The organism is Variovorax paradoxus (genome assembly GCF_902712855.1).
GTDB lineage: Bacteria > Pseudomonadota > Gammaproteobacteria > Burkholderiales > Burkholderiaceae_C > Variovorax > Variovorax paradoxus_Q.
Map to the genome: position 1 here is coordinate 1,395,782 of NZ_LR743508.1, position 26,146 is coordinate 1,421,927.

Consider the following 26,146-nt stretch of genomic DNA (forward strand, 5'->3'; position numbering starts at 1 on the left):
ACCCTGGACAATCGCTCGCGCCACAGACTGAGTCGCTCCACGCCCGAAAATTCCCCGCATGCTCGCACAAACCCGTTACACCCGAACCGCGATCGCGCTGCACTGGCTGATCGCGGTCCTCATGGCCGTCAACATCGCGCTGATCCTGCTGGTCGAGCGCTATCCCGACGAGTGGGTGCGCCCGGCCGTCGATACCCACAAGTCGATCGGCATCACGGTGCTCGGGCTGGTGATCCTGCGGATCCTCTGGCGCCTCACCCACAAGCCGCCGGCCATGCCGGGCACCTTCGGCGCGCTGGAACGCTTCGGCGCCCATGCGGCCCATGGCGCGCTCTACATCCTCATGATCCTGCTGCCGCTGTCGGGCTGGATGCACGACTCGGCCTGGAAGGACGCCGGCACCCATCCGATGTTCCTGTTCGGCCTGTTCGAATGGCCACGCATCGGCTGGATCATGGCCATCGAGCCCACGGTCAAGGAAACCTGGCACACCGTGCTGGGCGGTGTGCACACCTGGGCCGGCTATGTGCTCTACGTGATCTTCGCGCTTCACGTGCTCGGCGCGCTGAAGCACCAGTTCCTCGACGGTGAGCGCGAGCTGCAACGGATGTGGCCATGACCGGCACCGAAACCGCGGCCCGCGAGACCATTGCCCGCATCGACGCGCTGTCGACCCACCACGACCCGGTGCATGAGGGCGTGCGCGTGCGCTGGCGCCGCTTCGGCACCGACACCGCGAAGCCCCCGCTGGTGTTGCTGCACGGCGGGCACGGCAGCTGGATGCACTGGCTGCGCAATGCCGAGGCGCTGTCGGCCGGCCGCACGCTCTGGCTGCCCGACATGCCAGGCTTCAACGAATCCGACGCGCCGCCGCGCGTCGCACCGGGCCAAGACACGCTGCCGCCGCTGCTCGATGCGCTGGGCGGCACGCTCGACCAGCTCATCGGCGCGGGCACGCCGATCGACCTGGGCGGCTTCTCCTTCGGAGGGCTGACGGCAGCGCGCTTCGCGGCACGGCGACGCGCCATTCGCCGGCTGGCACTGGTGGGCAGCGGCGGCCACGGCACGCTGCGGCGCATGACGGCGCAGATGATCAACTGGCGCGCCGCGCCCGACCGCGAGGCCGAACGCGCCGCGCTGCTGAACAACCTGGCCGCGTTGATGCTCCACGACCCGGCGGCCATCGACGCGCTGGCGTTCGAGATCCACGACATCTCCTGCCACGGGACGCGCTTTCGCAGCAAGGAGGTGTCGCAGGCGGGTGGCCTCGAGCAGGCGATCGACGCGCTCGGCGTGCCCACGCTCCTGTTGTGGGGCGAGTACGACGTGACCGCCGACCCGCGCCCGCTGGTGGCAAGGCTGGCGGGTGCCGGGCCGATGCGCGAAGGCGTGGTGGTCGACGGTGCCGGCCATTGGGCGCAATACGAGCGCGCCGACGAGGTGAATGCGCGGCTGGCGGCCTTCTTCGGCTGAAGCGGGCCGCGCTGCGGCGCGGGCTCAGCGCATGAGTTCGCGCGCGATCACCACGCGCTGGATCTGGTTGGTGCCCTCGAAGATCTGGTTGAGCTTGGCGTCGCGCATCATCTTCTCCACCGGGTAGTCGCGCACGTAACCGTAGCCGCCGAACACCTGCACCGCATCGGTCGTCACCTTCATGGCCACGTCGCTGGCGAAGCACTTGGCCATGCTCGCGAACCTGGGCAACTGGTGCCAGTCGCCGGTGTCGGCCAGGCGCGCCGTTTCGTACACGAGGCAGCGCGCGGCCTCGATCTGCATGGCCATGTCGGCCAGCATGAACTGGATGCCCTGGAACTCGATGATCGCGCGCTTGAACTGCCTGCGCTGCTTCGCATAGGCCAGCGCCGCATCGAGCGCGCCCTGCGCCAGGCCCACCGACGCTGCCGCGATGGCAGGACGGTTCAGGTCGAGCGCGCGCATCGCCGACCGGAAGCCCTTGCCTTCCTCGCCGAGGCGGTTCTCGGCGGGCACGCGCACGTTGTCGAGGTAGATCGGCACGTTGATGGTGCCCTTCATGCCCATCTTGCGTTCATTGCGCCCGAAGGTGAGGCCACTTGAGGCCTTCACGTCGACGATGAAGGGGCTGATGTCGTCGGCGCCGCCGCGCTCGCCGGTCTTGGCGAACACCAGGATGTAGTCGGCGCGGCTGCCGAAGGTGCACCACTGCTTCTGTCCGCTGAGCAGGTAGCTGTCGCCGTCGCGCACGGCGCGCGTGCGCATGCCGCCCACGTCGCTGCCGCAGTCGGGTTCCGACAACGCGATGGCGGTCACGGTGCGGCCTTCGGCCAGCAGCGGCAGGAAGCGCTGCTTCTGGTCGTCGGTGCCGAAATGCATGATCGGCAGCGCGAACATGGTGTTCATGCCGGCCATCAGCGCGCACGATTCCGACACGCGCGAAATCTCTTCGCGCGCGATGCACACCATCGTCAGGTTCGCGCCCGGGCCGCCGTACGCCTCGGGCACCCACAGCTGCAGCAGGCCCATGTCGCCGTAGACGGGAATGAGTTCTTCCGGAAAGCGGTCGTTCTCGTCGATCTCGGCGGCAATGGGCGCCACGTGGCGCTCGACCATGCGGCGCACGCTGTCGCGAAAGGCAATCTGTTCTTCGGTGAAGTTCATGGGGAAGGCTTCGTCCACTTGGGGTTGTTGATGGCCAGCGCTTCGCCCAGGTCCGCGCGCAGTTGCGCGGCGAGGCCGGGGCTGTCGATGGGCAACTGGCCGGACCGGATGGCCTCGGCCAGGGCGAGGTTCGATGCGGTGGCATCGGAACCGGATGGCGCCGACCGCTGCTCGCGTTCGACGATGCGCAGCACGTTCAGCGTCACGCGCACCTGGAAGCGGTGGTAGCCCTCGAGCGTGGGCAGCAGTTCGTCTTCGAGGTAGCGGGCCGCGGCCTGCAGCAGCGTTTGCGATGGCGGTATGGAATGGGACATGGGCATCAGCCTTCGATCAGCTGGAAGAAGTCCCACAGCGGCTCTTCCATCCGCCGCCCGACAGCGCACAGTTCCACGCTGGCGGGGCTGCCGTCGGCACGCACCGACAGTCCGCGTCGCACGCAGCCGATGGCCCACTTGAGATTGGAGAACGCCTCCCAGAAGCGCACGCGCTCCCGGTCGACCGGCGTTCCACTCGCGCGCTCGTAGGCCTCGTACAGCGCGTCGCGCTCGCCGAAGCCGCCCACCTCCGGCGCCGCGCCGAAGCGCCAGGTCTTCATGCACAGCACGCCGAGGTCCTGCATCGGATCGCCGATGCGCGCGATCTCCCAGTCGAGCACGCAGCGGATGCCCTCGGCATCGACGATCAGGTTGCCGGTGCGGAAGTCCGAGTGCACGAGGGTGTCGCGCCACGCGGCGGGCAGGTGCTGGCGCGTCCATTGCAGCGCGAATTCGAGCGCGGCGTGACGAAAGCCGGTGCGTTCGAGCAGCTCGCCATACGCCGCGAGTTCCTGCCCGGGCGACAGCCGCTGCAGAAACGAAAGCCCGTGCGTAGGCGTGTCGTGGATCGCCGCGAGGATGGCGCCGGCCTGCGCGGCCATGGCGCTGCGTGCGGCCGCGAGCGCCGGGTCGGTCACCAGCTTGCGTCCCAGCGTCTCGCCCTCGACGAGCTCGGTGATGTAGCCGCTGCCGAGGCCGTCGTGACCGTCGAGGATGGCGAGCACCCTGGGCGCGGGCACGCCGTGCGCGCGGGCCGCGATCATCGTGCGTGCGTCCTCGGCGGCGTCGAGCCTCGGCACCGCCGGCCCCCCGGCGTCGGTCCTCGCGGGTGCCTGCTGCAGGATCAGCGGGTGCACGCGCTCGGCTGTCCGCAGGTCGAACGACCATGTCGTCTTGGTCGCACCGCCGGTGAGCCGCCGCAGGTCTTCCACCCGGCCATGCAGTCCCGCATGCCGCTGCAGCGCGCCGGCAAGACGCAGGCCGATGTCGTGTGCAGCCGTCACGTCAGATCTTCCGTCCCGCGGCCTGCCAGAACGGATCGCGCAGCCGGCGCTTGAAGATCTTGCCGCTGTCCTCGCGCGGCAGCGCTTCATGGAAGTCGATGCGGCGCGGGACCTTGTAGCGGGCGATGCGTGCTTCGAGGAAGGCGCGCAGCTGCGTCGCATCGGGCGCGGTGCCCGGCATCGGCTCGACGGCCGCGGCCAGCGATTCGCCCATCTCGTCGTCGGGAATGCCGAACACCGCGCAGTCGCGCACGTCGGGGCACTGCAGCAGCACGGCCTCGATCTCGGCCGGGTAGATGTTCACGCCGGCGGAGATCACCATGTCGGCGCGGCGGTCGCACAGGTAGAGGTGATCGTCCTTCACGTAGCCGACGTCGCCGCAGCTGATGAGGCCGTCGCGTTCCACCTCCGCGCGCCTGGCGGGATGGTTGTGGTACGTGAAGTCGGCATAGGCGGGCACGCGCACGAAGATCTCGCCGACCGCACCCGGTGCCACGGGTTGGCCGTCCTCGCCGTACAGCGCCATGCGTGCGCCGGGCGTGAGGCGGCCCACGCTGCCGGGGAACGCAAGCCAGTCCTCGGGCGTGCTGAGCGTGGCGGTGCCGACCTCGGTGCCGCCATAGGTCTCGTAGACCACCGGGCCCCACCAGTCCATGAGGGCGCGCTTGGTCTCGGGCGAGCAGGGCGCGCCGGTGTGCGTCACCCATTGCAGCGAGCGCAGGTCGTAGCGGCGGCGCACCGCCTCGGGCAGCTTGAGCATGCGCACGAACATCGTGGGCACCGCCACCATGTGGGTGATGCGGTGGCGCTCGATGGCCGCGAGCGCAGCCTCGGCGTCGAAGCGGGTCTGCATCACCAGCAGTTCGGCCACCTGGAGCGCCTGACGCGCGAAGGCATTGGGCGACGAGTGGTACAGCGGCCCGCCGATCAGCGCGCGCACGCCGGGGTGCAGGCCGTACACGCTGCGCAGCAGTTCGACATAGGCCGCGGCCTGCTCGGGCGTGGCGGCATCGCGCTTCACGCCCTTGGCCCGGCCGGTCGTGCCGGAGGTGTAGATCATGGTTGCGCGGCTGCGCAGCGGCGGGCCGTCCCATGGGGCGAAGGCCTCGAGCCACGCGTTCCATTCCGTGGCGCCGGGCGGCGGGGCAGCCGCCTCGTCGCTCAGCCCGAAACTGCGCATCGCCTCCGGCGGCGTGGGTACGGCGACGACCTGCGTCGCCGGCGGAACCTGCGCCAGAACCGGTGCCATCAGATCCGCATGCGCGACCATCACCTTCGGCTGCACGTCGTTCACGATGTAGAGCACTTCCTCGGGCTTGCCGTGCCAGTTGATCGGCACGGCATACGCGCCGAGCGCGGCGGCGGCCTGCTGCGCCTCGAAGAAGGCGAAGTCGTTGCGCAGCAGCAGTGCCACGGCGTCGCCTTCGCGCACGCCCATCTCATGGAGGCCGCGGGCGGCGCGCATCGCACGCTGCATGAGCGCGTCGCGCTCCACGCTGCGCTGGTCGAGGATCACCTGGCTCATGGCGTCGTGTCTCCGTGGTCGGCGGGTGGTCGGGGCCGTGGCGTTGCGTTGCGGTGGCTTCAGGCCCGGAACTGGGGCTCGGTCCACCACGGGTAGAGCGCAGGCATGCCGTCGCTCACGCGGTCGGGAAACTGCGCGGGACGCTTGTCCCTGAACGAGGCCACGCCCTCGGCCACATCCGCCGAAGTGCCGCGCGATGCGATCGCCGCGCTCTCGATGCGATGCGCCGCCATCGGATGGCTCTCGCCGAGCATGCGCCACATGAGCTGCCGCGTGAGCGCGACCGACACCGGCGCCGCGTTCTCCGCGATGTCGCGTGCGAGCGCCTGCGCGCGGGCCAGCAGCCCGCCCGGCTCGCACACTTCGCTCACCAGACCGCCCGACGCAGCCTCCGCCGCATCGAACACGCGTCCGCCCAGGCTCCATTCGAGTGCCTTGGCGATGCCGGCGACACGCGGCAGGAACCAGCTCGCGCAGGCGTCGGGCACGATGCCGCGCCGCGCGAAGACGAAGCCGAAGCGCGCATCGCTGGCGCAGATTCGCACGTCCATCGGCAGCAGCATCGAGGCGCCGATGCCCACGGCCGCGCCATTGACCGCGGCGATCAGCGGCTTGGTGCAGGCGAAGAGCCGCAGCGCGAGCACGCCGCCGCCGTCACGGTCCGGTTCGTCGCCGGGTGCGGGAGGTGCGCCGAACGCGCCTGCACCTTCGGACAGGTCGAAGCCGGCGCAGAAGGCCCGCCCCGCACCGGTGACCACGATGGCGCGCACCGCGTCGTCGGCGTCGGCACGGTCGATGGCCTCGCACAGCTCCCGGCGCATCGCGCGCGTCATGGCGTTCATCTTCTCCGGCCGATACAGCGTCAGCGTGAGGACGGGTCCCGAGCGGTCCCAGCGGATGGCCTCGAATGCGCTCATGCCATGGCCGCCAGCCGCGTGGCCTGCGCCTCGGTGTCGCCGAACAGCTGGTCGATCAGCGTGACGCGGCGCAGGCAATGGCCGACCGCGTATTCCTCCGTCATGCCGATGCCGCCGTGCAGCTGCACCGCCGCATGGCACACGGCGCGGGCATGGCGGCCGATGACCAGCTTGGCGCGTGCCAGGTCGGCGTGCGCTCCTGGCGCATCGAGGTCATCGGCGGCCACGGCGGCGACGACGGCCATGCTGCGCGACATCTCGAGAGCGACCAGCATCTCGGCCGCGCGATGCCGCAGCGCCTGGTTCTCTCCGATGAGTCGGCCGAACTGCCGGCGCGTGCCGAGGTAGTCGACGGCGAGCGCATAGGCCGTTTCCATGGTGCCGACCGCGTCGGCGCAGACTGCGGCCGTGCCCATGGCCAGCGTGGCCTCGAGCACGCGCAGGTTGGCGGCGCCGTTGCGCGGATCTCCCAGCGGCTGCGCCTTGACGGCCTGGAAGCGGAGCTCGCCGGCGGGCGTGTCGTCGACCAGCCGGTGCGCGCGGCAGGCCAGACCCGCGGCCCTGGCATCGACGTGGAAGAGCGCCACGCCGCGCGCGTCGCCCGGCTTTGCGTCGATGCGCGCGCTCACCACGAAGCGGTGCGCCGACGGCGCATGCAGCACGTTGCACTTGGCGCCGTCGATGACCCACTGGCCGTCTTCCTGGCGTGCATGGGCCTCGATCCACAGCGGCGCATGCCGCGCGCCCTGCTCGTCGTGCGCCCAGGCCAGCCGCACCTCGCCGCTGGCCACGCCGGGCAGCAGCTGCACCTGCAGCACCTCGTCGGCGGCCAGCCTCACCGCGGTGGCGCCGAGCACGATCGACGACAGGTAGGGCTCGAGCACCAGCGCCTTGCCCAGCTCACGCATGACCGGCATCAGGTCGGCCGCCCCGCCGCCGAAGCCGCCGTGCGACGCAGGCAGCGGCAGGGCGGTGAGCCCGAGTTCCGCGAGCCGTTGCCAGACCGCCGTGCTCCATCCGGCGGCCGATGCCGCGATGGCGCGGCGCTGCTCGAAGCCGTACACGTCGCCCAGCAGGCGAGACAGGCTGTCCTGCAGCGCGAGTTGTTCGTCATTGAGTTCGAAGTTCATGCGCGGCTACCCGAGGATGGTCTTGGCAAGGATGTCCTTCTGCACTTCGCTCGTGCCACCGTAGATGCTCGCGGCGCGGCTGTAGAAGTAGCGCATGGCCAGCGGCCCGGCCCAGTGCCCGGCGCCTTCGCCGTCGTGCGGGCGCCTCTCCATGGCCGCGGGGCCGGCGATGCGCTGCAGCAGTTGCGCGATGTCCTGCTGGAGCTCGGTGCCCTTGAGCTTGAGCACCGAGGCGAAGCCGGGGTTCTTCTGTGCCGTGTCCGTCGAGAGCAGGAAGCGCCAGTTGGTCACCTCCAGCGCACGCACCTCGGCCTCGAGCGTCGCGATCTCGGCGCGCAGCTTCGGGCTTTCGAGCAGCGGCCGGCCGGCTTCGGTGAGGCGGCCGGCCAGCTCGCGGGCGTAGTCGAGCCGCTCGCGGCACAGACCCACGTTGGCGATGCCGGTGCGCTCGTTCATCAGCAGGTACTTGGCGCAATCCCAGCCGCGGCCTTCGTCTCCCACCAGGTTGCCGGCCGGCACGCGCACCTCGTCGAAGAACACTTCGTTGAGGTGGTGCTGCCCGTCGATGGAGGTGATCGGGCGGATCGTGATGCCCGGTGTGCGCAGGTCGATCAGCAGGAACGAGATGCCGTGCTGCTTCCTGCCTTCGCCGTCGGTGCGCACCAGCGCGAAGACCCAGTCCGCGAGGTGCGCGGTGGTGGTCCAGATCTTCTGGCCGTTGACGATGTAATCGTTGCCCTCGCGCCTTGCCGAGGTGCGCAGCGAGGCCAGGTCGGAGCCCGAGCCCGGTTCCGAGAAGCCCTGGCAGAACCACAGGTCGAGGTTGGCGAGCTTCGGCAGGAAATGGCGCTTCTGCGCCTCGGTGCCGAACTTCAGCAGCACCGGCCCGAGCATGCCGACGTTGAACACCTGCGGCAGCGGCGCTGGCGCACGGAACATCTCGTCGAGCAGGATCAGCCGCTCGGCCTGCCCGAGTTCGGCGCCGCCGTACTCACGCGGCCAGTGCGGCGCGGCCCAGCCCTTCTCGTGAAGGATGCGCTGCCACGCGACGGTGTCCTGCTTGCGCGGTGGATGGCCCAGGCGAAGGCGCTCGCGGATGTCGGTGGGCAACCGCTCCTTCACGAAGCGGCGCACCTCCGCACGGAATGCAGCCTGGCTGGCGGTCGGTTCCAGATTCATCGTTGTCGGGGCGCTGGCGCCCGGAGTTGGCTGGATGAATCATAGCCCGATCGCCTTCATTGGATCAACCATTCATTGAAAGACGATCCGCCAGCGGCCGCTCTCAGAACTTGTAGTTGACCGTCAGCAGCGCATTGCGCGGATCGCCGTACACCCCCGTGCCGTAAGAACCCAGGCCCGGCATGTAGGTCTTGTCGAACAGGTTGTTGATGTTCAGCGTCATGCTCAGGTGCCTGTCAAACTCGTAGCGCGCCATCAGGCCGACCACCGCGTAGGCGGGCTGGTCGGCGCGCCAGTGGTTGTCGTCCGAGGTCTCGTAGTAGGTCCTGCTCTGCCAGGTGAGCGAGCCGCCCACCACCCACTTGCTCCATTCGCCCGGCAGCCGGTAGCTGGTGTTCAGCTTGACCAGGTGCCTGGGCTGGTTGGTGTTGACCGCGCTCAGGATCACGTCCTGCTGCTGCGGCTGGCGCGAGGTGCGGAAGGTGTACCCCGCCGACAGGTTCCACGACGGCGTGATCTGGCCGGCCACTTCCATTTCAAGGCCCTTGCTGGTGATGCCGTCGACCGCCTTGTAGATCTCGTTGCCGGTGTCGTCGTTCACGCTCACGTACTGCGCGGAATTGTTCTGCTTGACATGGAACAGCGCGAGGCTGGCGTTCACGCGGCGGTCGAGGAACTCGGCCTTCACGCCCACCTCGGTGCTCTTGCCTGTGAGCGGCGCGATCGGTCGGTCGTTCGCATCCTTGTAGTAGGTCTGCGGATGGAAGATGTCGGTGTAGCTCGCATAGACCGACCAGGTGCGGTCGAGGTCGTACACGATGCCGGCATAGGGAATGATCTTGGCGCGCACGTTCAGGTCGTCGTCGACCGAGATGTCGCCGGCGACGCCGGTCGACTGGTCATGCAGCCGGTACCAGCTGGCGCGCGCACCCACGATGACCGACAGCGCGTCGGCCGGTCGCAGCCGCAACGCGGCCGACACGCCCTTCTCGGCGATCACGGTGTCGCGGTCGGCGCGCTTGGGCGAGGCGGGCTGCTGGATGTAGCCGTCCCATGCGAAGTAGTTGGGCACGGTGGTGAAGACCGTGTTGTGCAGCTCGGCCTGCTGGTGCTGGCGCGAGTAGCCGGCGCCCAGCATCAGTTCGTGCGTGCGGCCGCCCAGCGTGAACGGGCCGGTGAGCGCCACGTTGACGGCGTCGGTCTTCGACTCCGATGGCAACAGGCCCGACAGCATGCGGATGCCTTGGCCGGTATAGCGGTCGACGCTGCCGTTGTAGGCCGAGCCGAACCACACGTCCTTGGACTGGTCGAGGTGGCTCGCCGCCACGTCGAGCTTCCAGCCGCCGCCGAAGTCGTGCTTCAGGCTCGCGAAGGTGTTGGTGCTGTCGTTGTCCCAGTACGACCAGCGCGATGCCGGGTTGAGCGAGCGGCTGAAGCGGGTCTGCGTGCCGTCGCTGTAGAACAGCGGCAGGTGGCCGAAGGTGGCGCCGTCGGCGCGGCTGGTCATGTGGTCGACGCCCACGGTCAGCAGCGTGTCGGGCGTGAGGTCGGCCTCGATCACGCCGTACAGGTTGCGCGTGTCGCGCTTGTAGTAGTCGACGTACGAGTTGGCGTTCTGCGCCGCGGCCACGATGCGCGCGCGCACGCTGCCGCTGGCGTTCAGCGGCCCGGAGAAATCGGCGGTGGTGCGCAGGCGATCCCACGAGCCCGCGCCGAACGACAGGCTGCCCGCGAACTCGGCGGTGGGGCGCTTGCGCACGAGATTGATGGTGGCCGACGGGTAGCCCGCACCGGTCAGCAGGCCGGTGGCGCCCTTCACGATCTCCACGCGGTCGTAGACGATGCTGTCGCCGATCGCGGTGGTGTACTGGTTGGACGTGTCCAGCGTGCTGGGCACGCCGTCGAACTGGAAGTTCTCGATCGGGAAGCCGCGCGCGTAGAAAGTGGCGCGCTCGCTGTCGTTGCGGCCCACCGTCACGCCGGGCGTCTTGTCGAGGATCTCGGGCACGCTGACGAGGCCCTGGTCGTCCATCTGCTGGCGGGTGACGACGCTGATCGACTGCGGCGTCTCGCGCGGCGACAGCGCGAAGTGCGTCGCGGTGCTCGCCGAGCGCGTGGTGTATGCGCCCGTACCCTCGGTGGGACCGCCGACGGGGGCGGTGTCGACCACGCGCACCTCGGCCAGCGTGGTGCCCGAGGCGGGCGCGGTGGCGGCCGCGGTGCTCGTGGATGCCATGGCCGGCAGGGTGCGCAGCGCGTAGCCGCCGCCCGCCGCGCGGACCATGCCGAGGCCGGTGCCTTCGAGGGCCTGTGCAAGGGCCTGTTGCACGGTGTGGCTGCCGCGCACGCCAGGGCTGCGCATGCCTTCGGTGAGCTTCGATTCGAAGGTGATCAGCACGCCGGTGTCGCGCCCGAGCTGGTTGAGCACGCCTTCGAGCGGGCCCGCGGCAATGTCGAAGCGCTTCAGCTCACGGCTGTCGGGCGCTGGCGCGGCCTGCGCATATGCCGCCTGCGGCACGAGCAGCCCGGCAGTGGCCATGCTGGCGGCCGTGGCGATGCACAGCGTGCGCAGTGCGAGGAACAGCGGACGCAGGCGCGGCGTTTCGGAAAGGGGCCGGGGCTGGCCGGGGCGTTGCGGCATGGGAAATCACCTTCGATGGATGGAATGTCGGGAAGAAAAAAAGCGCGGCAACCGCGCCCTTCCTTTCCTTGACAGCGACACCCGTCGAAACAGCTCAACTATTTTTCGGTGCCGCGGCGGCATGCCGCTGGCGCGGCCGCACGCTCACCCAGTAGCGGGTGTAGGTGTGCACCTCGATCGGCAACGCGGAGGTCAGCGAAGCGAGCACGCTGTCGGTGTCGTCCAGCGGATAGGCGCCGGACACCTGCAGCACGGCGACCGCCGGATCGCAGCCCAGCCGTCCGAGGCGGTAGCGCCCGAGCTCGGCCAGGAAATCGGCCAGGCGCATGTGGGAGACGACCAGCATGCCGTCGGTCCAGGCGCTGGCGTTGCCGTCGAGCGCGCCGGTGGGCGTGGCCTGGGTGCGCGTGAGGCGGCCCGCGAAGCCGGCCTTCAGCACCTGCGACAGCGCCGGCGCATCGAGCGGCCGCATCTCGACGGCGCCCTGCAGCACGCCCACGTCGACGGAGCCGTCGTCCCGCGCGCGCACCGTGAAGCGCGTGCCGAGGGCGCGCGCCGAGCCGGCCTGCGTCTCGACGTAGAAGGGGCGGTGCGTGGCGTCCTGTGCGGTCTGCACCAGGATCTCGCCGCGCACCAGTTGCAGCACGCGGCGTTCGGCGTCGAAGCGCACGTTGATCGCACTGCCGGTATTGAGGATCGCCTGGCCGCCGTCCGGCAGTTGCAAGGTCTGACGCTCGCCGATGGCCGAGACATGGTCGGCCGTGAACGCGCGCCAGGGCGTGGACTGGCGTGCGACCAGCGCCGTGCCGCCGGCAACCACCATCGCCGTGAGCAGCTGCACGCTGCGGCGGCGCTGCATGGAGGCAGGCGCTGCGGTCAAGGCGGCCCGGGCCACGGGCGTCGGAATGCCGGCGAGCCGGCCGCCGACCTGCTCGATGCGTTGCCAGGCGGCCTCGTGGGCGGGGTCGGCATCGCGCCAGCGTTGCCAGCGCGCACGCTGCGCCGTGCTGGTGTCGCCCGACTTGAGCGCCATCCACCAGTGAACGGCCTCCTGTGCGACGGCGGGCGCGATGCGCTCGCTGCCCTGCATCAGGGGCAGGCCGGTGGCGTCTTCCTGAAGGAGGCCCATGCGCGGCACCGCGGTCATTCGGGAAAGAAGCAGCGCATGGCGGCCTTGGCCAGGTGCCGCTTCACGGTCGACACCGAAATGCCGAGCTCCGCCGCGATCTCCGCCTGGCCCAGTCCCTCGAGCTGCGCCAGCAGGAAGGCCTGCTTGGCCTGCGCGGGCAGGCCGCTCAGGCGGCGGTCGATCTCGACCAGCGTTTCCAGCACCATGAGGCGCGCTTCGGGCGACGGCGCCGCAGGCTCGGGCAGCAGGGCGAGCGCGTCGAGGTAGGCGCGCTCGATGGCGCGCCGCCGCACATGGTTGATGAGCAGGTTGCGCGCCACGGTGGTGAGGTAGGCACGCGGTTCCTCGACGCGGTCGAGGCCGGGCGCGCGCAGCACGCGCACGAAGGTGTCCTGCGCGAGGTCGGCCGCGTCGAAGGCATTGCCCAGCTTCTTGCGCAGCCAGCCCTGCAGCCAGCCGTGATGTTCGCTGTAGAGCAGGTGGACATGGGCGTGCAGGGCGGGCTCGGCAGCGGCAGGCATGAGGCGTGGGCGGACAGGGGACGGGGAGGCCCGTCATGGACCTGGGCGGTGATTATATGAATGAAAGTCATTCTCAAGTAGATCGTTTAGCGACGCTCCCCGCGCGCTGTTGCGGCTGGGCAAGGTTCTTGCACTCGACGCTGGGGCCGCCCGGGCAACTCCCATGGCGGCGAGCGGTTGCCGGACGTAGATTTCCGGCGTGCGACAGGCATCCTTTCCTGTTCGCCTTTCCCACTTTGATCCGCAGGAGTGTCCGTGGACGCATGGTCGAGCCAGCAGCTTTCCCCGTTGTATGGACGCGAAGTCTTCCGTTCGCGCGAGGCGGACGAGACCCATGCGCGCGTCGCCCGTGAGCTGAAGCCGCATCGCAGCGTGTGGGGCCGAGGCAACGTCGACGCCGTCTTCTGCCGCGCCGAGCTGGGCGCACTGTCGTTGTGCATCCTGCGTTATGGCTGCGACGTCGACATCGAGCCCGATGCGCTCGGCAACTTCGTGCTGGTGCAGATGCCGCTGCGCGGCCGTGCCGACGTCCACACCGGCGCGCAGACCCTGCAGATCCATCCGGGGCAGGGCGCCATCATTTCCGCGCACAGGCCCGTGCGGCTGCGCTGGCACGCCGACTGCGAGCAGCTGATGCTCAAGATCGAACTCAGCCGGCTGCAGGAAGTGGCCCGCCATGCCTTCGCGCTGCGAGGCACCGGCAACGTCGGCGAGATCGACTTCGACATGCCCTTTCGCCTCGACGACGCGGCAGGCGCGCAGTGGTGCCGCATGGTGGCCGGGCTTGCGAGTTCGTTCGACGGGTTCGACCCGCGCTGGCTCTCGCACTGCGAGGACAACCTGATGCTCTACCTGCTGTGCCACCGGCCCAACTCGGTGCTGCGGCAGCAGGCCGACGCGCGGCGCGGCTCGGAAGAAACGAGCCTGCACCAGTTGCGGCGCGCCGAGGAATTCATGCGCGAGCGGCTCGACACGCCGCTGTCGCTCGAGGACGTGGCGCAGGCCGCCGGCATGACGCGCCGCGGCCTCGCGCTGCTGTTCAGGCGCTTTCGCGACCTGTCGCCGGGCGAGGTGCTGCGCAACATGCGGCTCGACGCCGCGCATGCGCAGCTCGCGCGGCACGACGGCGCGAGCGTGACGGATGTGGCGCTGAACTGCGGCTTCTCGCACCTCAGCCGCTTCTCGGCCTGCTACCGCGAACGCTTCGGCCACCTGCCGCGCGACACCTCGCGCCTTCCTGCCGCGAGGCACTGAACCTTTCAGATTCCGGCCTCACGCTCGCCGGGACTGCCTTGCGTTCGCCCCGCTTCGCCCGCTGCAAGTCGGCCGTGGCCTGAAAGCGTCCATCAATGGCCCGAACGCCGCTGCCGCGCCTGCCCGCAGCGAGGCCCGCGTCCCTAGACTTTCGGCTTCCCATCCACGAACCGCCGCAGCGATGCGCACGCCCTTGCCGGCGCCGCGGCGTTCGCGTCAACCAGGAGCCACCATCAACACCATCGCCACGCCGAGCCGGACGGGCAGCCCGCGGCAGGCATCCGTCCGGCACCTTCCGGTCAATCTCTTCGCCTCCGTCATGGGCATCTCGGGCCTCGCCACGGCGTGGCGCCAGGCCACCCACCAGTTCGGCGCAAGCCCGCTGGTGGAAGGTGCGATCGGCGCGGTCGCGGTCGGCATCTTCATCCTGCTGTGCCTGGCCTACGGCGCCAAGGTTTTGCGCCATCCGGATGCGGTCCAGGGAGAGTTCCGGCATCCGATTGCCGGCAACTTCTTCGGCACGGTGACCATCGCCATCCTGCTGATCTCCTCCGTCGTGGCGCCGGTCAGCGCGCTGGCCTCGCAGGTGCTCTGGACCATCGGCGCGGCGACGACGATCGCGCTGTCCTTCACGATCGTCAGCCGGCTGCTGCGGGGCAAGGTCGATGCCGGGCACGCGGTGCCGGCCTGGCTCATTCCCGGCGTGGCCACGCTCGACATCACGGTCGCCGGCGGCACCATGCCGATGGCCTGGGCGCACGAGCTCAACCTGTTCGCGATGGCGGTAGGCACCACGATGGCGCTGCTCTTCTTCACGATGATCATGTCGCGGCTGATCCATCACCACGAGAAGCTCGCCAGCGAGATGGTGCCGTCGATGATGATCCTGATCGCGCCCTTCGAGGTGGGCTTTCTCGCCTACACGCACTTCTTCCAGCGCGTCGACACCTTCGCGGCGATGCTCTTCTACTTCGGGCTGTTCGTCTTCCTCGCGCTGGTCTTCAAGATCTTCAGGCGAAGCATTCCGTTCGCCGCCGGCTGGTGGGCCCTGAGCTTCCCGATCGCCGCGCTGTGCAACGCCGCATTGCGCTATGCCGAGCATGTGCACAACGCGGCGTTGACGGCACTCGCCGTGGCGCTGCTCGCCTTCCTCAGCGTGCTCATCGCCGTGCTGACGTACCGCACGCTCCACCTGCTCGCGAGCGGCAGGCTTCTCGCGCCGAAGTGATGCCCGCACCGGTCTCCGGCCGGCAGCCGATGCAGTCGGCCCGGAACGCTCGCACCTCGGCCGCAAAGAGCGGCAACCACCGGGGCGACGGCCTGCCGGACATCCTGGCGCCGGGGCTCGATGTCGTCTTCTGCGGCATCAACCCCGGCAGGCGTGCCGTGGCCTCGGGCCATCATTTCGACGGCCGGGGCAACCGCTTCTGGCGCGTGCTGTTCCTCGCCGGGTTCACGCCGGTGTCGATGACGCCGGCGCAGGACCGCCTGCTGCCCGCGCTGGGCTGCGGCCTGACCACGGTCGTGGGGCGCGCCACCGCCAGCGCGAGCGAACTGGCAGCGCACGAATTCGCCGCTGCGGCCGAGGGCTTCGTCGCGAAGATCCGGGCCTGCGGGCCGCGCCACCTCGCCTTCCTCGGCAAGGCCGCGTACGCAGGAATGACCGGCCGCCAGGAACTCGCGTGGGGCCGGCAGGCCGAGCCCTTCGCGGGCGCGCAGGCTTGGGTCCTTCCGAACCCGAGCGGACTCAATCGTGCGTTCTCGCTCGACGATCTCGTGGCGGCGTACAAGGCGTTGCGCGTGGCGAGCGCCTCCGGACCTGCGAAGAGGCCCTGAGCCGCTGCCCGCGCATCAGCCTCAGGATTTCATCGCGCACTGGGCAGCGGTGGTGTCCTGGTAGTTCTGCAGCACCGTGCCGATCACCTTGTTCGAGATGCGCCCGCTCGCGTCCTTGCCGATCACGCGCAGGTAGTAGTTCTGGATCGGGAAGTTGTTCGCGCCGTAGCGGAAATCGCCGCGCACCGACTTGTAGTTGGCCGCCTTGATGGCTTTCAGCAGCGCGGGGCGGTCGGCGACCTTGCCGCCGACGTCGCGCACCGCGGCATCCATCGCCATCAGCACGTCGTAGGCCTGGCCTGCGTAGAACGACGGGTTGCGGCCGTTGTTCTGCTCGCGGAAGGCGGCCACGAAGCGCTGGTTGGCGGGGTTGTCGAGGTCGAAGGACCAGTGCGCGGTGTTGAACAGGCCGAGCATCGGATCGCCGACGGCGGGGATCATGTCCTCGTCGGCCGAGAACGCGGTGGAGACGAGCGCCACGTCCTTCGACAGGCCCGCGCCCACGAACTGCTTGATGAAGCTCACGCCCATCGCGCCCGGCAGGAAGAAGTAGAGCGCGTCCGGCTTCGATGCGCGGATCTGCGCCAGTTCGGCCGAGTAGTCGAGCTGGCCGAGCTTGGTGTAGAGCTCGTCGCCCACCGTGCCCTTGTAGGTGCGCTTGAACCCGGTGATGGCGTCCTTGCCGCCGGGATAGCTGGGCGCGATGAGCGCGACCTTCTTGAACGCCTTGTCGGAGGCGAACTTGCCCGCGGCCTCGTGGTACGCGTCGTTGGGGTACGACGCGCCGAAGAAGTACGGGTTGCAGCGCGCGCCCGAGTAGTCGCTGGGGCCTGTGTTGCTCGACAGGTAGGGCACCTTGGCTGCGAACAGCGGCGGGCCGACGGCCAGCGCGACCGACGAGCCGACGGGGCCGGTGAACAGGTCGATCTTGTCGCGCATGAGCATGCGCTCCACCACCTGGCGCGCCGTCTCGGGGTTGCCGGCGGTGTCGGCTTCGACGAACTCGACCGGAACGCCGCCCAGCTTGCCGCCGAGCTGCTTCATCGCCACGGCGAAGCCGGCCTTGGCCTCGGCGCCGCCGACGGCGAACGGGCCCGAAAGGTCCATGGCGAGACCGACCTTGACGGCCTGTGCGTGCGAGGGAGTGGCCAGCGCGCCGAAGGAAACGGCGGTTGCGATGGCGATGGCCCACCGGGCGGTGGGGGTGCTTGCCTGCGACATGGAAGAACTCTCCTGTGGAGGGGGTCGATGAACGTGGGGACGGAAGTGCAGGGCGCAGTCTGTGGGCCGGCGCGCCACGCCGCTATCCGTTTCGTGCAGGGAAAGCGGCTGCAGGAAATGGACAGACAGCAAGGCAGGGCGCTCCACAGAATGGCCGCCGAACCCCACCACTCCAGAGACGAGACCCGATGAGCAGCTACATCGACATTCCGGCCGGCGACGGCACGCAGAGCTTCCGCGGCTACCTGGCCCTGCCGGCCTCGGGGCGCGGCCCCGGCATCGTGCTGTGCCAGGAGATCTTCGGCATCAACGACTACGTGCGCGAGGTGGCCGACCTCTACGCCGAAGAAGGCTACGTGGTGCTCGCACCCGACCTGTTCTGGCGCATGGAACCCAACGTGGAACTCGGCTATTCGCCCGAGGACTGGCAGCGCGCCTTCGGCTTCTTCCAGAAGTTCGACGTCGATGCCGGCGTGGCCGACGTCACTGCCAGCGTGAAGGCGCTGCGCGCGCACCCGGCCTGCACCGGCAAGGTCGGCGCGCTGGGCTTCTGCCTGGGCGGCAAGCTCGCCTACCTGGCGGCAGCGCACTCCGGCGTGGACGCGGCGGTGGGCTACTACGGCGTGGGCATCGAGGGCGCGCTCGACCTGGTGCCGAAGATCGGATGCCCGATCGCGCTTCACTTCTCCGAACTCGACCAGTTCTGCCCGCCGGAGGCGCGCACGCAGGTGCTCGAGGCCTTCGCCGGCAAGCCCGGCGCGCAGATGTATGTGTACCCCGGCGTCGACCACGCCTTCGCGCGCACCGGCGGCGACCACTTCGACAAGCCCTCCGCGCTCATGGCGCACCAGCGCTCCATGGCGCTGTTCAAGGAGGCGATCGGGCCGGTCTACGACCTGTCGGCGCTGTGGGACAAGCACTGCGAGTACGAATTCGCCACGCGCGACGTGGTCGCGACCATGGCCACCATGGTGGGCGAGCCCTACGTCAACCACATCCCGACCATGACGGGCGGCGTGGGCGCCAGGGAGCTGTCGCGCTTCTACAAGCACCACTTCATCCCGACCACGCCGCCGGACACGCGGCTTACGCCCATCTCGCGCACCGTGGGCGCAACGCAGATCGTGGACGAGATGCTGTTCTGCTTCACCCACACGGTGGAGGTCGACTGGATGCTGCCGGGCATCGCGCCCACCGGCAAGCCCGTGGAGATCCCGCTGGTGGCCATCGTGAAGTTCCGCGGCGACAAGCTCTACCACGAGCACATCTACTGGGACCAGGCCAGTGTGCTGGTGCAGATCGGCCTGCTCGACCCTGCGGGCCTGCCCGTGGCCGGCGCGGAAACCGCGCGCAAGCTGGTCGACGAGACGCTGCCTTCGAACGGGCTGATGGCGCGCTGGGCGAAGTCGGACGCGCTCACCATCGCCGATCCTGCGCTGCCGCTGGGATGAGCGCTGCGACGGACATGCTGGAGCTGGTCGTGGCATCGGTCACGTCGCTCACGCCGGCCATCAAGGCCTTCGTGCTGCGCAGTGCGAACGGCGAGCCGCTGCCGCCGTTCGCGCCGGGCGCCCATCTGGGCGTGCAGGTGATGCAGGCCAACGGGCACGCCGGGCAGCGCGCCTATTCGCTGGCGCGGCCGCACGGTGCGGCGGACTGCTACGAGATCGCGGTGCTGCACGAGCCGCAGGGCGCGGGCGGCTCGGCGTGGATGCACGATGTGAGGGAAGGCGCGGTGCTGACCTCGCATGCGCCGCGCAACGACTTCGCACTGCACCGGGGCGATGTGGCGCCGCTGCTCGTCGCGGGAGGCATCGGCATCACGCCGCTGCTTTGCATGGCGCGGGCGCTGGCGGCCGAAGGGCAGGCCTTCGAGTTCGTCTATGCCACGCGCAGCGAGGAGGCCACCGCCTATCTGCACGAGGTGCGTGCGCTCGGCGGCACGATGGTGCACGACGGCGGCGATCCATCGCGCGGCATCGACCTGCGCGCCCTGCTCGCGGCCCCGGCCGCCGGGCGCCACCTGCACGTCTGCGGCCCGCGCGGCCTGGTGCAGGCGGTGGTCGACACCGCCCGCGAACTCGGCTGGCCCGGCGACCATGTCCACTTCGAACTCTTCGCCGGTGCGCTCGAGCAGACCGGAGACAAGGCCTTCGAGGTGCGCACGCTGCGCTCGGGCAGGACGCTCACGGTGCGGCCCGAGCAGAGCCTGCTCGACGTGCTCATCGCTGCCGGCCTCGATCCGCTCTACGACTGCCGCCAGGGCGACTGCGGCGTCTGTGCGGTCGACGTGGCCGAGGGCGTGCCCGACCACCGCGACCACAACCTGAGCCCGCGCGAGAAGGCGGGCGGCAAGACCCTGTGCACCTGCGTGTCGCGCGCGAAGACGCCGGTGCTGGTGCTCGACATCTGACGAACCCACGATCCCAAGGAGACCCACCCCATGACCATCGACCTGCAGGCCCTCGTGCAGCCCGACCGCGTGCACAAGCGCGTCTATACCGACCCGGAGATCTTCGAGCTGGAGATGGACCGCGTCTTCGGGCAGGCCTGGCTCTACGTCGGCCACGAAAGCCAGGTGCCCAACCCGGGCGACTACTTCACCACCCGCCTGGGGCGCGAGCCCGTGGTGATGGTGCGCCACACCGACGGTGGCGTGCACGTGATGTTCAACCGCTGCCCGCACAAGGGCGCCAGGATCGTGCCCGAGGGCAGCGGCAGCGCCGGCAAGTTCCTGCGTTGCCTCTACCACGGCTGGACCTTCAAGTGCGACGGCAGCCTGCTGTCGGTGCCGCTGCGCAGCGGCTACGAGGACACGGCGCTCGACCTGAAGGACCCGCAGTACGGCGTGCGCAACGTGGCGCGCGTGGCTACGCACCGCGGCTTCGTGTTCGCGAGCCTGTCGAAGGAAGGCCCGGAGCTCAAGGACTTCCTGGGTGGCGTGGCGACCTCGCTCGACAACTTCTGCGACCGCGCACCCGACGGCGAGGTGGAGGTGGCCGGCGGCGTGCAGCGCGTGATACAGCGCAACAACTGGAAGATCTTCTTCGAGAACCTGCACGACACCATCCACGCGGTGGCCACGCACGAGTCGTCGTGGCGCGCGGCCAAGGAAGAGTACGAGTCCATGCCGGCCGGCACGCCGAAGCCCTTCGAGGTGGTGATCGTCGACGGCAACGGCGAGCCGCTGGACTTCTGGGAAAAGCTGGAGCTCAAGGGCTACGACAACGGCCACGGCTTCATGGAGGGCATCTTCGTGCCGCCGACCGACCCGGTGAGCCTGGCCTACGTGGCCTCGCTCGAGGCCAGCAAGGGCGCGAAGCGCGCCGAAGAGATCCTGCGCGTGAACCGGCACAACACCATCGTCTATCCGAGCTGCTCCCCGCACACCTCGTTCCAGCAGATCCGCGTGATCCGCCCGTTGTCGGTGGACCGCACGCTGGTCGAGATCTTCAGCTTCCGGCTGAAGGGCGCACCGGAGGCCACGTTCCAGCGCACGCTGAAGTACACCAACATCGTCAATTCGCCGTCGTCCAACGTGATGCCCGACGACCTGGAGGCCTACAACCGGGTGCAGGAAGGCCTGGGCTCCGACGGCGGCGACTGGGTCAGCATGCACCGCGCCGCGGGCCGCGACCAGCTGCTGCCCGGCGGCCGCGCTTCCAACGGCAACAGCGAGATGCCGTCGCGCAACATGTTCGGCGCCTGGGCGAAGTACATGGGCGTGCAGGCCGGGAGCGCCGAATGAACTTCATCGACTGGAACGAACAGCAGGAGATCACGCAGTTCCTGCACCACGAGGCGCGCCTGCTCGACGAGCACCGCTGGGACGAGTGGCAGCAGCTCTTCACGCCCGACGGCCTGTACTGGGTGCCGCTGGTGCACGGCCAGACCGATCACGTCAACCATGCCTCGCTGTTCTGCGAGGACGCGCTGCTGCGCTCGATGCGCGCCCGGCGGCTCGAGCAGGCCCGCGCCTACTCGCAGCAGCCGCCGACGCGCACGGTGCACGTGGTGGGCAACATCGGGCTCGCGTCGCGCGACGATGCCGGCGGCTGCGTCGTCCGCTCGAGCTTCATGCTGCTGGAATGGCGCAAGACCGAGCAGCGCACCTTCGGCGGCAGCGTGCTGCACACCCTGCAGCGTGATGAGGGCATGCTGCGCATCCGGATGAAGCGCGTGGATCTCGTCAACTGCGATGCCCCGCACGAAGCCCTGCAGGTGTTCATGTGAAGGCCGCGCTGCTGGCGATGCACTACCAGAACGACGTGCTGCATGCCGACGGGAAGGTGCGCGTGGGCGTGGCCGCTGACGACCCGGCGCGCCCGCGGCTCATCGCCTCGGCCGGCCGGCTGATCGCGGGTGCCCGCGCGAGCGGCGTGCCGGTGATCTTCGTGCGCATCGCGTTCGCGCCCGGCTACGCGGACTGCCTCGACAACTGCCAGTTGTTCCGTCGCGTCGCCGAGACTGGTGCGGTGCAGGAGGGCTCGTGGGGCGCCGGGTTCTACGGCGATCTCGCGCCGCTGCCGGGCGAGGCCGTGGTCACCCACAAGCGCAACAACCCCTTCTGGGCCAGCGGGCTCGAGGAGGCGGTGAGCGCCACCGGCGCGCGACGGCTGTACGTGGCCGGCATCGCGACCAACCATGTGGTGGAGCACGGTGCGCGCCATGCAAGCGACCTCGGCTATCGCGTGGCGGTGGTGGCCGATGCCTGCAGCACGGCACAGGCGCACCTGCACGCGGCGAGCCTCGAGACGCTGGCGATGCTGGCGGACGTGATCCAGGTCGACGACGCGGTGCGGCAGATGCGAGGCCCGCAATGACGCCGGACCTGAAGGGAAGGGTGGCCATCGTCACCGGTGCCGCGGCGGTGCTCGGCAGCGCCATCGTGCGCGCGTTCGTGCAGGCCGGTGCGCAGGTGGTGGCGCTCGACATCGACGTGCCGCGCGGAGAGGCGCTTGCGGCCGCGCTCGGGCCGCGCTGCCGCTTTGCGGCCTGCGACATCGGCTCCGACGAAGCGCTCGACGCCATGGTGGCCCAGGCGCTGCGCACCGAAGGGCGCATCGACTTCCTGGTCAACAACGCGGTCGTCTACGGCGACGCCGGCCTCGATGCCGCGCGCGCCGACTGGCTGGCCGCGCTGGACGTCAACCTCGTCTCCGGCGCGATGCTGGTGCAGAAGACCGCCGACGCGCTGGCGGCGCACGGCGGCGCGGTGGTGAACATGGGCAGCGTCGGCGGCAAGTTCGGCGCGGCGGGCCGGGCGCTGTACCCGGCGGCCAAGGCGGCGATCCTGCAGCTGACGCGCAACCAGGCGGCCAGCCTCGCGCCGCGAGGCGTGCGGGTGAATTCGGTGTCGCCGGGCTGGACCTGGTCGGACGCGCTGTCGCGCATGGCCGGCGGCGACCGCGCCCTGGCCGACCGCGTCGGCGCGCCGATGCACCCGCTGGGGCGCGTGGGCGACGGCGACGACGTGGCGCAGGTCGTGCTGTTCCTGTGTTCCGATGCGGCGCGCTTCGTGACCGGCGCGGACATTCCGGTCGACGGCGGCTTCTCGATGCTGGGCCCGGACCAGGGCCGCTCGGCACGGGACTGGTTCGCCGGCTAGGCAAGGGCCGAACGTCGTTGCCGGCCTTCGATGGCGGTGGCCAGGCCGGCGGTGTCGGCCAAACCCAACTCCCGAATGTAAAGAAACTTCAGCTTTCGACCGGCTGTCTACATGATCGGGCCATGAACAAGACAGAGGTCATGGCCACGTCCATCGACATGGCTCGCAACGGGCTGGGCATGACGCCGGCCGACGCATTCGACTACATCGCCGAGCTCATCGGCGCGCAGGACCCGACCCATGAGCTGTACGACCGCGAGGTCGAGCGGCTGCTGCGGCTGGCCGCCTGCCTGTGGACCTTGCGCCGGGATCTGGTGTCGCCTGGTTCATAGCCCTTCGCTCCCGGCGGGTCGCGCCCGGAACAGGGTGGGCGCACACGAGCCTGCAAGGCGCGCGCAGGCAGCGCAGGAGACGTAGCCCTCGTCCCACATCGGCGCGGGCCGCTAGCCGTTAGGGTGGTTCCTCTTTCCATTCGAAAAGAAGGAGACCGATCCATGGCCTATACCTTGACGCAAGCCCGTGGGCTGCTGACCGCGGCCGAACTCGCAATCTTCGACCAGAGCCGTGCCGGCCCCATCAAGGAACTGACGGCGGCCCGCTTGCGCGCAAAGGTGGAGCGGGCGCGCGCCCTGCGCGACAAATACCGCGACCTGTACCGGCGCCAGTCGGTGGCCACCCGCTCGGCGCCGGCCAGCCGGCGTTCCGCGGCCGGCGGCGACAACGAACGCACGCAGAAGAAAGCCACCGTGTTCACCGAGGTGCTGGAACGTTTCGAGACGCGGCTGGCGCAGCTGGACGCGAAGGCCGATGTCAAGCTGAAGCCGGCCGTCAGGACCGCAGCCAGAACCACGGTGAAGGCGCCGGTGAAGCCGCCGGTCAGGGCGCCGGCGAAGAAGACCGCAGCCAGGACGCCGGTGAAGAAGGCGTCCGCGACGCCGACCCCCGCGAAGAAGGCGCGCAAGCCCAAAGCCAAGGTCGTGAGCCTCAAGTCCGCCGTCAAGCACGCGCTGGAACTCAAGCAGGCGTCGCTCGCGGCGCCGCCGGTGGCCGAGCATTCGTCGAAGGCCCCGGCCGCGTTGTCGCCGCTGGGCGCCGCTGCGGCCGGTGCGCCCCAGGTGACCGCTCCGCTGGACATCAATCCGCGCGCGGCCCGGCTGAATCCGCTCAAGGAACGTGCGGAGAACATCGCGCTGCACGCCCATGCGGGCTCGCAGAACCGCCACGCGCAAGGCAAGCGGGACGCCCGCTGAGCCGGCCCCCGCGAAGCCGTCCGAGGTAGCTGCCTAGCGGCGTTCCAGCGCCGCCTGCCCGCTGCCCGGACCGTGCGCATCCGGCCGCAAGGCCTGGGGCTGTGATGCATCGGGCGAGGCGAGGTCCGCGGCGAAGGTGAACGACGGACCGGTGCGTTGCTGCTTGCCGTGGTACATCGCCCGGTCGGCCGAACGCAGCAGGCGGGGCAGGGTGTCGCCGTCGCCCGGATGGCAGGCGATACCCAGGCTCATGCCGACCGACACGCTGCGGCCCTCGTACTCGACCGGCTGGGTCCCGGCCTCGATCATGCGGCGCGCCATCAGGCTCAGGACCTCGCGGGACGGCGTGCCGCGCACCAGCACCGCGAATTCGTCGCCGCCGAGCCGCGCCACCACGTCGTCCTTGCGCAGCTGCTGGCGCAGGCGCTGCGCGACCGCGACCAGCACCGCGTCGCCGGCGGCGTGGCCGTGCGCGTCGTTGACGCCCTTGAAACCGTCGAGGTCCAGCAGCATCAGCGTGAACGGGCGTTCCTGTTCCAGCCATTCCTCGCCGCGGCTCTCGAAGCCGGAACGGCTGGCCGCGCCGGTCAGTGCGTCGGTGCCGAGCGCTTCCACCAGCTGCTGCGTGCGTTCGGTGAGGGCCTGCTCGGAGCGCAGCACCAGTTGCAGCCGCGAGCCCATCGCCACGGCGAACACGACCAGCTCGGCCGCCAGCGCACCCTGCGTGATGTTCATCTGGTTCGGCGCCCATTCGATCCAGCCCCAGCTCGCGACCACGATCGCGCCGATGCCGCCCAGCAGCAGTGCCACGCCGAAGAAGTAGAGCACCGCGGGCCAGTAGCGCCGGCGCATGGCGATCAGCGCGCCGATCACCATCACCACGGTCGAGGCGATCACCGAGAGCTGCACCAGCCGGAAGGTCACCAGCGGGTACGCGCCCCAGTTGGCATAGGGAATGGCCAGGGCCAGCGCGATCGTGAAGGCCTGCACCAACCGGTCGAGCGTCGGTGCGAAATGGCGCAGCCGCAGCAGCCGCCTGCCGAACTGCAGCTTGCAGATGGCCCACAGCGCCGGCCCCGCGGTGTAGGCGAAGCCGGCCGCCTCGGGCCAGTGCGAGAACGGATAGCGCAGCGCATGGCCGTTGATGCTGCCGAGCGCCAGCACGCCGCAGGCGCACGACAGCATGTAGAAGCCGTACAGCGCCTCGCCGAACACCTTGAACAGCACGAGGCCGTACACCATCAGCCCGAACAGGAGCCCGTAGGTCAGGCCGTCGAACATGCGCTTGTCCTGGGTCGACTGCAGGAAGTCGGCCGGGTCCCAGACGCTCACGTCGTAGATGCGCGCGAAAGTCGATTCGACCCGGAAGTAGGCGGTGTACGTGCCCGGGCCGGGCAGCCTGAAGCGCCAGGCCATCTGCTCGGACGAGGCCGGCCGGCTGGCCCACGGATGCCGCATGCCGGTGACGACCGGTTCGGCCAACGCGCTGCCGTTCTCGTCGAAGGGGCCGTAGAAGCGAAGGTCGTGCGTCGACACCGTGGGCACCAGCATCAGCCATTCGCGCGACGCGTCGGCAGGGTCGGCCAGCTGCATCTGTAGCTTGAACCACAGCACGCGGTCGGATTCCCTGCCGCGCAGCGGGTCGTCGGGGTACGCGAAGCGTGCCTCCTGCTGCGGCGTGCGCACCTGCTCGATGGTCAGCGACCGCGTGGCGTCGTCGAACACCTGCAGCCGGCGCACGGCGGGAAGCCCGCCCGCCTGGCGCTCGATGCGCAGCGGCTCCCGCTGCTCGCCGGCCTGCTGCGCCGCAGCAAGGGAAGGGACGAGCAAGGCCAGCAGGGTCGCCGATAAGGCGCGCCAGGCAAGCCGCATGGCGCGGGTGCGAAGGAAGCCGAGGCCCTCGGCGACGGAAAGCAGGAGGCGGAACATCATCGGGATGCGCAGCAACGGAGGTCGGGGGAAACCGCCGATTGTCGCCGG

Annotated in this window: 25 protein-coding genes; 13 read left to right on the forward strand and 12 right to left on the reverse strand. The window is 69.8% G+C overall.

Annotated elements, in window-relative coordinates; translation table 11 throughout:
- The first annotated feature begins 58 nt into the window (after positions 1 to 58).
- Both AACL56_RS33085 and AACL56_RS33090 read left to right on the forward strand, forming a co-directional pair.
- Complete coding sequence (locus AACL56_RS33085; protein ID WP_339094777.1) at positions 59 to 619, forward strand: cytochrome b; 561 nt, start codon at positions 59 to 61, stop codon at positions 617 to 619.
- Positions 616 to 1,473, forward strand: a complete 858-nt coding sequence (locus AACL56_RS33090; protein WP_339094779.1) for an alpha/beta fold hydrolase — start codon at positions 616 to 618, stop codon at positions 1,471 to 1,473. Before AACL56_RS33085 ends, AACL56_RS33090 begins: the two co-directional genes overlap by 4 nt.
- Before the next feature lie 24 nt (positions 1,474 to 1,497).
- Here AACL56_RS33090 and AACL56_RS33095 read toward each other — a convergent pair whose 3' ends face one another.
- The 10 genes from AACL56_RS33095 to AACL56_RS33140 all read right to left on the reverse strand — a co-directional run bounded on the left by AACL56_RS33095 (position 1,498) and on the right by AACL56_RS33140 (position 12,997).
- Positions 1,498 to 2,637 carry an acyl-CoA dehydrogenase family protein gene (locus AACL56_RS33095; RefSeq protein WP_339094781.1) on the reverse strand — a complete coding sequence of 380 codons (1,140 nt, stop codon included), beginning with the start codon at positions 2,635 to 2,637 and terminating at the stop codon, positions 1,498 to 1,500.
- A complete protein-coding gene (locus AACL56_RS33100; protein WP_339094783.1) occupies positions 2,634 to 2,951 on the reverse strand; it encodes a DUF6285 domain-containing protein in 318 nt (105 codons plus the stop codon). Before AACL56_RS33100 ends, AACL56_RS33095 begins: the two co-directional genes overlap by 4 nt.
- 5 nt (positions 2,952 to 2,956) lie before the next feature.
- Entirely contained in the window at positions 2,957 to 3,955 is a 999-nt protein-coding gene (locus tag AACL56_RS33105) for a phosphotransferase family protein (protein ID WP_339094784.1), read from the reverse strand.
- Position 3,956: 1 nt separating this feature from the next.
- On the reverse strand, positions 3,957 to 5,480 hold the full coding sequence (locus AACL56_RS33110; protein ID WP_339094786.1) for an acyl-CoA synthetase: 1,524 nt from the start codon (positions 5,478 to 5,480) through the stop codon (positions 3,957 to 3,959).
- 59 nt (positions 5,481 to 5,539) lie between these two features.
- Positions 5,540 to 6,397 carry an enoyl-CoA hydratase-related protein gene (locus AACL56_RS33115; RefSeq protein WP_339094788.1) on the reverse strand — a complete coding sequence of 286 codons (858 nt, stop codon included), beginning with the start codon at positions 6,395 to 6,397 and terminating at the stop codon, positions 5,540 to 5,542.
- Positions 6,394 to 7,527, reverse strand: a complete 1,134-nt coding sequence (locus AACL56_RS33120) for an acyl-CoA dehydrogenase family protein (protein WP_339094790.1) — start codon at positions 7,525 to 7,527, stop codon at positions 6,394 to 6,396. Before AACL56_RS33120 ends, AACL56_RS33115 begins: the two co-directional genes overlap by 4 nt.
- A 6-nt stretch (positions 7,528 to 7,533) precedes the next feature.
- Positions 7,534 to 8,706 (reverse strand): acyl-CoA dehydrogenase family protein, encoded by a 1,173-nt coding sequence (locus AACL56_RS33125; RefSeq protein ID WP_339094791.1) that lies wholly within the window; start codon positions 8,704 to 8,706, stop codon positions 7,534 to 7,536.
- Positions 8,707 to 8,809: 103 nt separating this feature from the next.
- Positions 8,810 to 11,347 carry a TonB-dependent siderophore receptor gene (locus AACL56_RS33130; RefSeq protein WP_339094793.1) on the reverse strand — a complete coding sequence of 846 codons (2,538 nt, stop codon included), beginning with the start codon at positions 11,345 to 11,347 and terminating at the stop codon, positions 8,810 to 8,812.
- Between the two features lie 94 nt (positions 11,348 to 11,441).
- Positions 11,442 to 12,476 (reverse strand): FecR domain-containing protein, encoded by a 1,035-nt coding sequence (locus tag AACL56_RS33135; protein WP_339094795.1) that lies wholly within the window; start codon positions 12,474 to 12,476, stop codon positions 11,442 to 11,444.
- Positions 12,477 to 12,490: 14 nt separating this feature from the next.
- Positions 12,491 to 12,997 (reverse strand): sigma-70 family RNA polymerase sigma factor, encoded by a 507-nt coding sequence (locus tag AACL56_RS33140; protein ID WP_339094797.1) that lies wholly within the window; start codon positions 12,995 to 12,997, stop codon positions 12,491 to 12,493.
- Positions 12,998 to 13,252: 255 nt separating this feature from the next.
- Here AACL56_RS33140 and AACL56_RS33145 point away from each other — a divergent pair, with 255 nt between their 5' ends.
- The 3 genes from AACL56_RS33145 to mug all read left to right on the forward strand — a co-directional run bounded on the left by AACL56_RS33145 (position 13,253) and on the right by mug (position 16,087).
- Positions 13,253 to 14,251 (forward strand): AraC family transcriptional regulator, encoded by a 999-nt coding sequence (locus AACL56_RS33145; protein ID WP_339094799.1) that lies wholly within the window; start codon positions 13,253 to 13,255, stop codon positions 14,249 to 14,251.
- Positions 14,252 to 14,432: 181 nt separating this feature from the next.
- Positions 14,433 to 15,479: an SLAC1 anion channel family protein gene (locus AACL56_RS33150; protein ID WP_339094801.1), complete on the forward strand. Its 1,047-nt coding sequence runs from the start codon at positions 14,433 to 14,435 to the stop codon at positions 15,477 to 15,479.
- Positions 15,479 to 16,087: a G/U mismatch-specific DNA glycosylase gene (mug, locus tag AACL56_RS33155; protein WP_339094803.1), complete on the forward strand. Its 609-nt coding sequence runs from the start codon at positions 15,479 to 15,481 to the stop codon at positions 16,085 to 16,087. Before AACL56_RS33150 ends, mug begins: the two co-directional genes overlap by 1 nt.
- A 21-nt stretch (positions 16,088 to 16,108) precedes the next feature.
- On the opposite strand, the gene AACL56_RS33160 is transcribed toward mug, so the two are convergent.
- Positions 16,109 to 17,308, reverse strand: coding sequence for an ABC transporter substrate-binding protein (locus AACL56_RS33160; protein WP_339094805.1), 1,200 nt, complete (start codon positions 17,306 to 17,308; stop codon positions 16,109 to 16,111).
- Between the two features lie 188 nt (positions 17,309 to 17,496).
- On the opposite strand from AACL56_RS33160, the gene AACL56_RS33165 reads away from it, so the two are divergent.
- From AACL56_RS33165 to AACL56_RS33200, 8 genes are all read left to right on the forward strand, one after another.
- A complete protein-coding gene (locus AACL56_RS33165; RefSeq protein WP_339094807.1) occupies positions 17,497 to 18,759 on the forward strand; it encodes a dienelactone hydrolase family protein in 1,263 nt (420 codons plus the stop codon).
- Positions 18,756 to 19,721 carry a PDR/VanB family oxidoreductase gene (locus AACL56_RS33170; RefSeq protein ID WP_339094809.1) on the forward strand — a complete coding sequence of 322 codons (966 nt, stop codon included), beginning with the start codon at positions 18,756 to 18,758 and terminating at the stop codon, positions 19,719 to 19,721. The genes AACL56_RS33165 and AACL56_RS33170 overlap by 4 nt, the downstream gene beginning before the upstream one ends.
- Positions 19,722 to 19,751: 30 nt before the next feature.
- Positions 19,752 to 21,056: an aromatic ring-hydroxylating dioxygenase subunit alpha gene (locus AACL56_RS33175; protein ID WP_339094811.1), complete on the forward strand. Its 1,305-nt coding sequence runs from the start codon at positions 19,752 to 19,754 to the stop codon at positions 21,054 to 21,056.
- Positions 21,053 to 21,541, forward strand: coding sequence for an aromatic-ring-hydroxylating dioxygenase subunit beta (locus AACL56_RS33180; RefSeq protein WP_339094813.1), 489 nt, complete (start codon positions 21,053 to 21,055; stop codon positions 21,539 to 21,541). The genes AACL56_RS33175 and AACL56_RS33180 overlap by 4 nt, the downstream gene beginning before the upstream one ends.
- On the forward strand, positions 21,538 to 22,131 hold the full coding sequence (locus tag AACL56_RS33185) for a cysteine hydrolase family protein (protein ID WP_339094815.1): 594 nt from the start codon (positions 21,538 to 21,540) through the stop codon (positions 22,129 to 22,131). Before AACL56_RS33180 ends, AACL56_RS33185 begins: the two co-directional genes overlap by 4 nt.
- Positions 22,128 to 22,916 (forward strand): SDR family oxidoreductase, encoded by a 789-nt coding sequence (locus AACL56_RS33190; RefSeq protein WP_339094817.1) that lies wholly within the window; start codon positions 22,128 to 22,130, stop codon positions 22,914 to 22,916. The genes AACL56_RS33185 and AACL56_RS33190 overlap by 4 nt, the downstream gene beginning before the upstream one ends.
- Positions 22,917 to 23,038: 122 nt before the next feature.
- A complete protein-coding gene (locus tag AACL56_RS33195) occupies positions 23,039 to 23,248 on the forward strand; it encodes a hypothetical protein (RefSeq protein ID WP_339094819.1) in 210 nt (69 codons plus the stop codon).
- A gap of 162 nt (positions 23,249 to 23,410) precedes the next feature.
- Entirely contained in the window at positions 23,411 to 24,166 is a 756-nt protein-coding gene (locus AACL56_RS33200) for a hypothetical protein (protein ID WP_339094821.1), read from the forward strand.
- Positions 24,167 to 24,199: 33 nt separating this feature from the next.
- Here AACL56_RS33200 and AACL56_RS33205 read toward each other — a convergent pair whose 3' ends face one another.
- Positions 24,200 to 26,098, reverse strand: a complete 1,899-nt coding sequence (locus AACL56_RS33205) for a diguanylate cyclase (RefSeq protein ID WP_339094823.1) — start codon at positions 26,096 to 26,098, stop codon at positions 24,200 to 24,202.
- Positions 26,099 to 26,146: the final 48 nt, after the last annotated feature.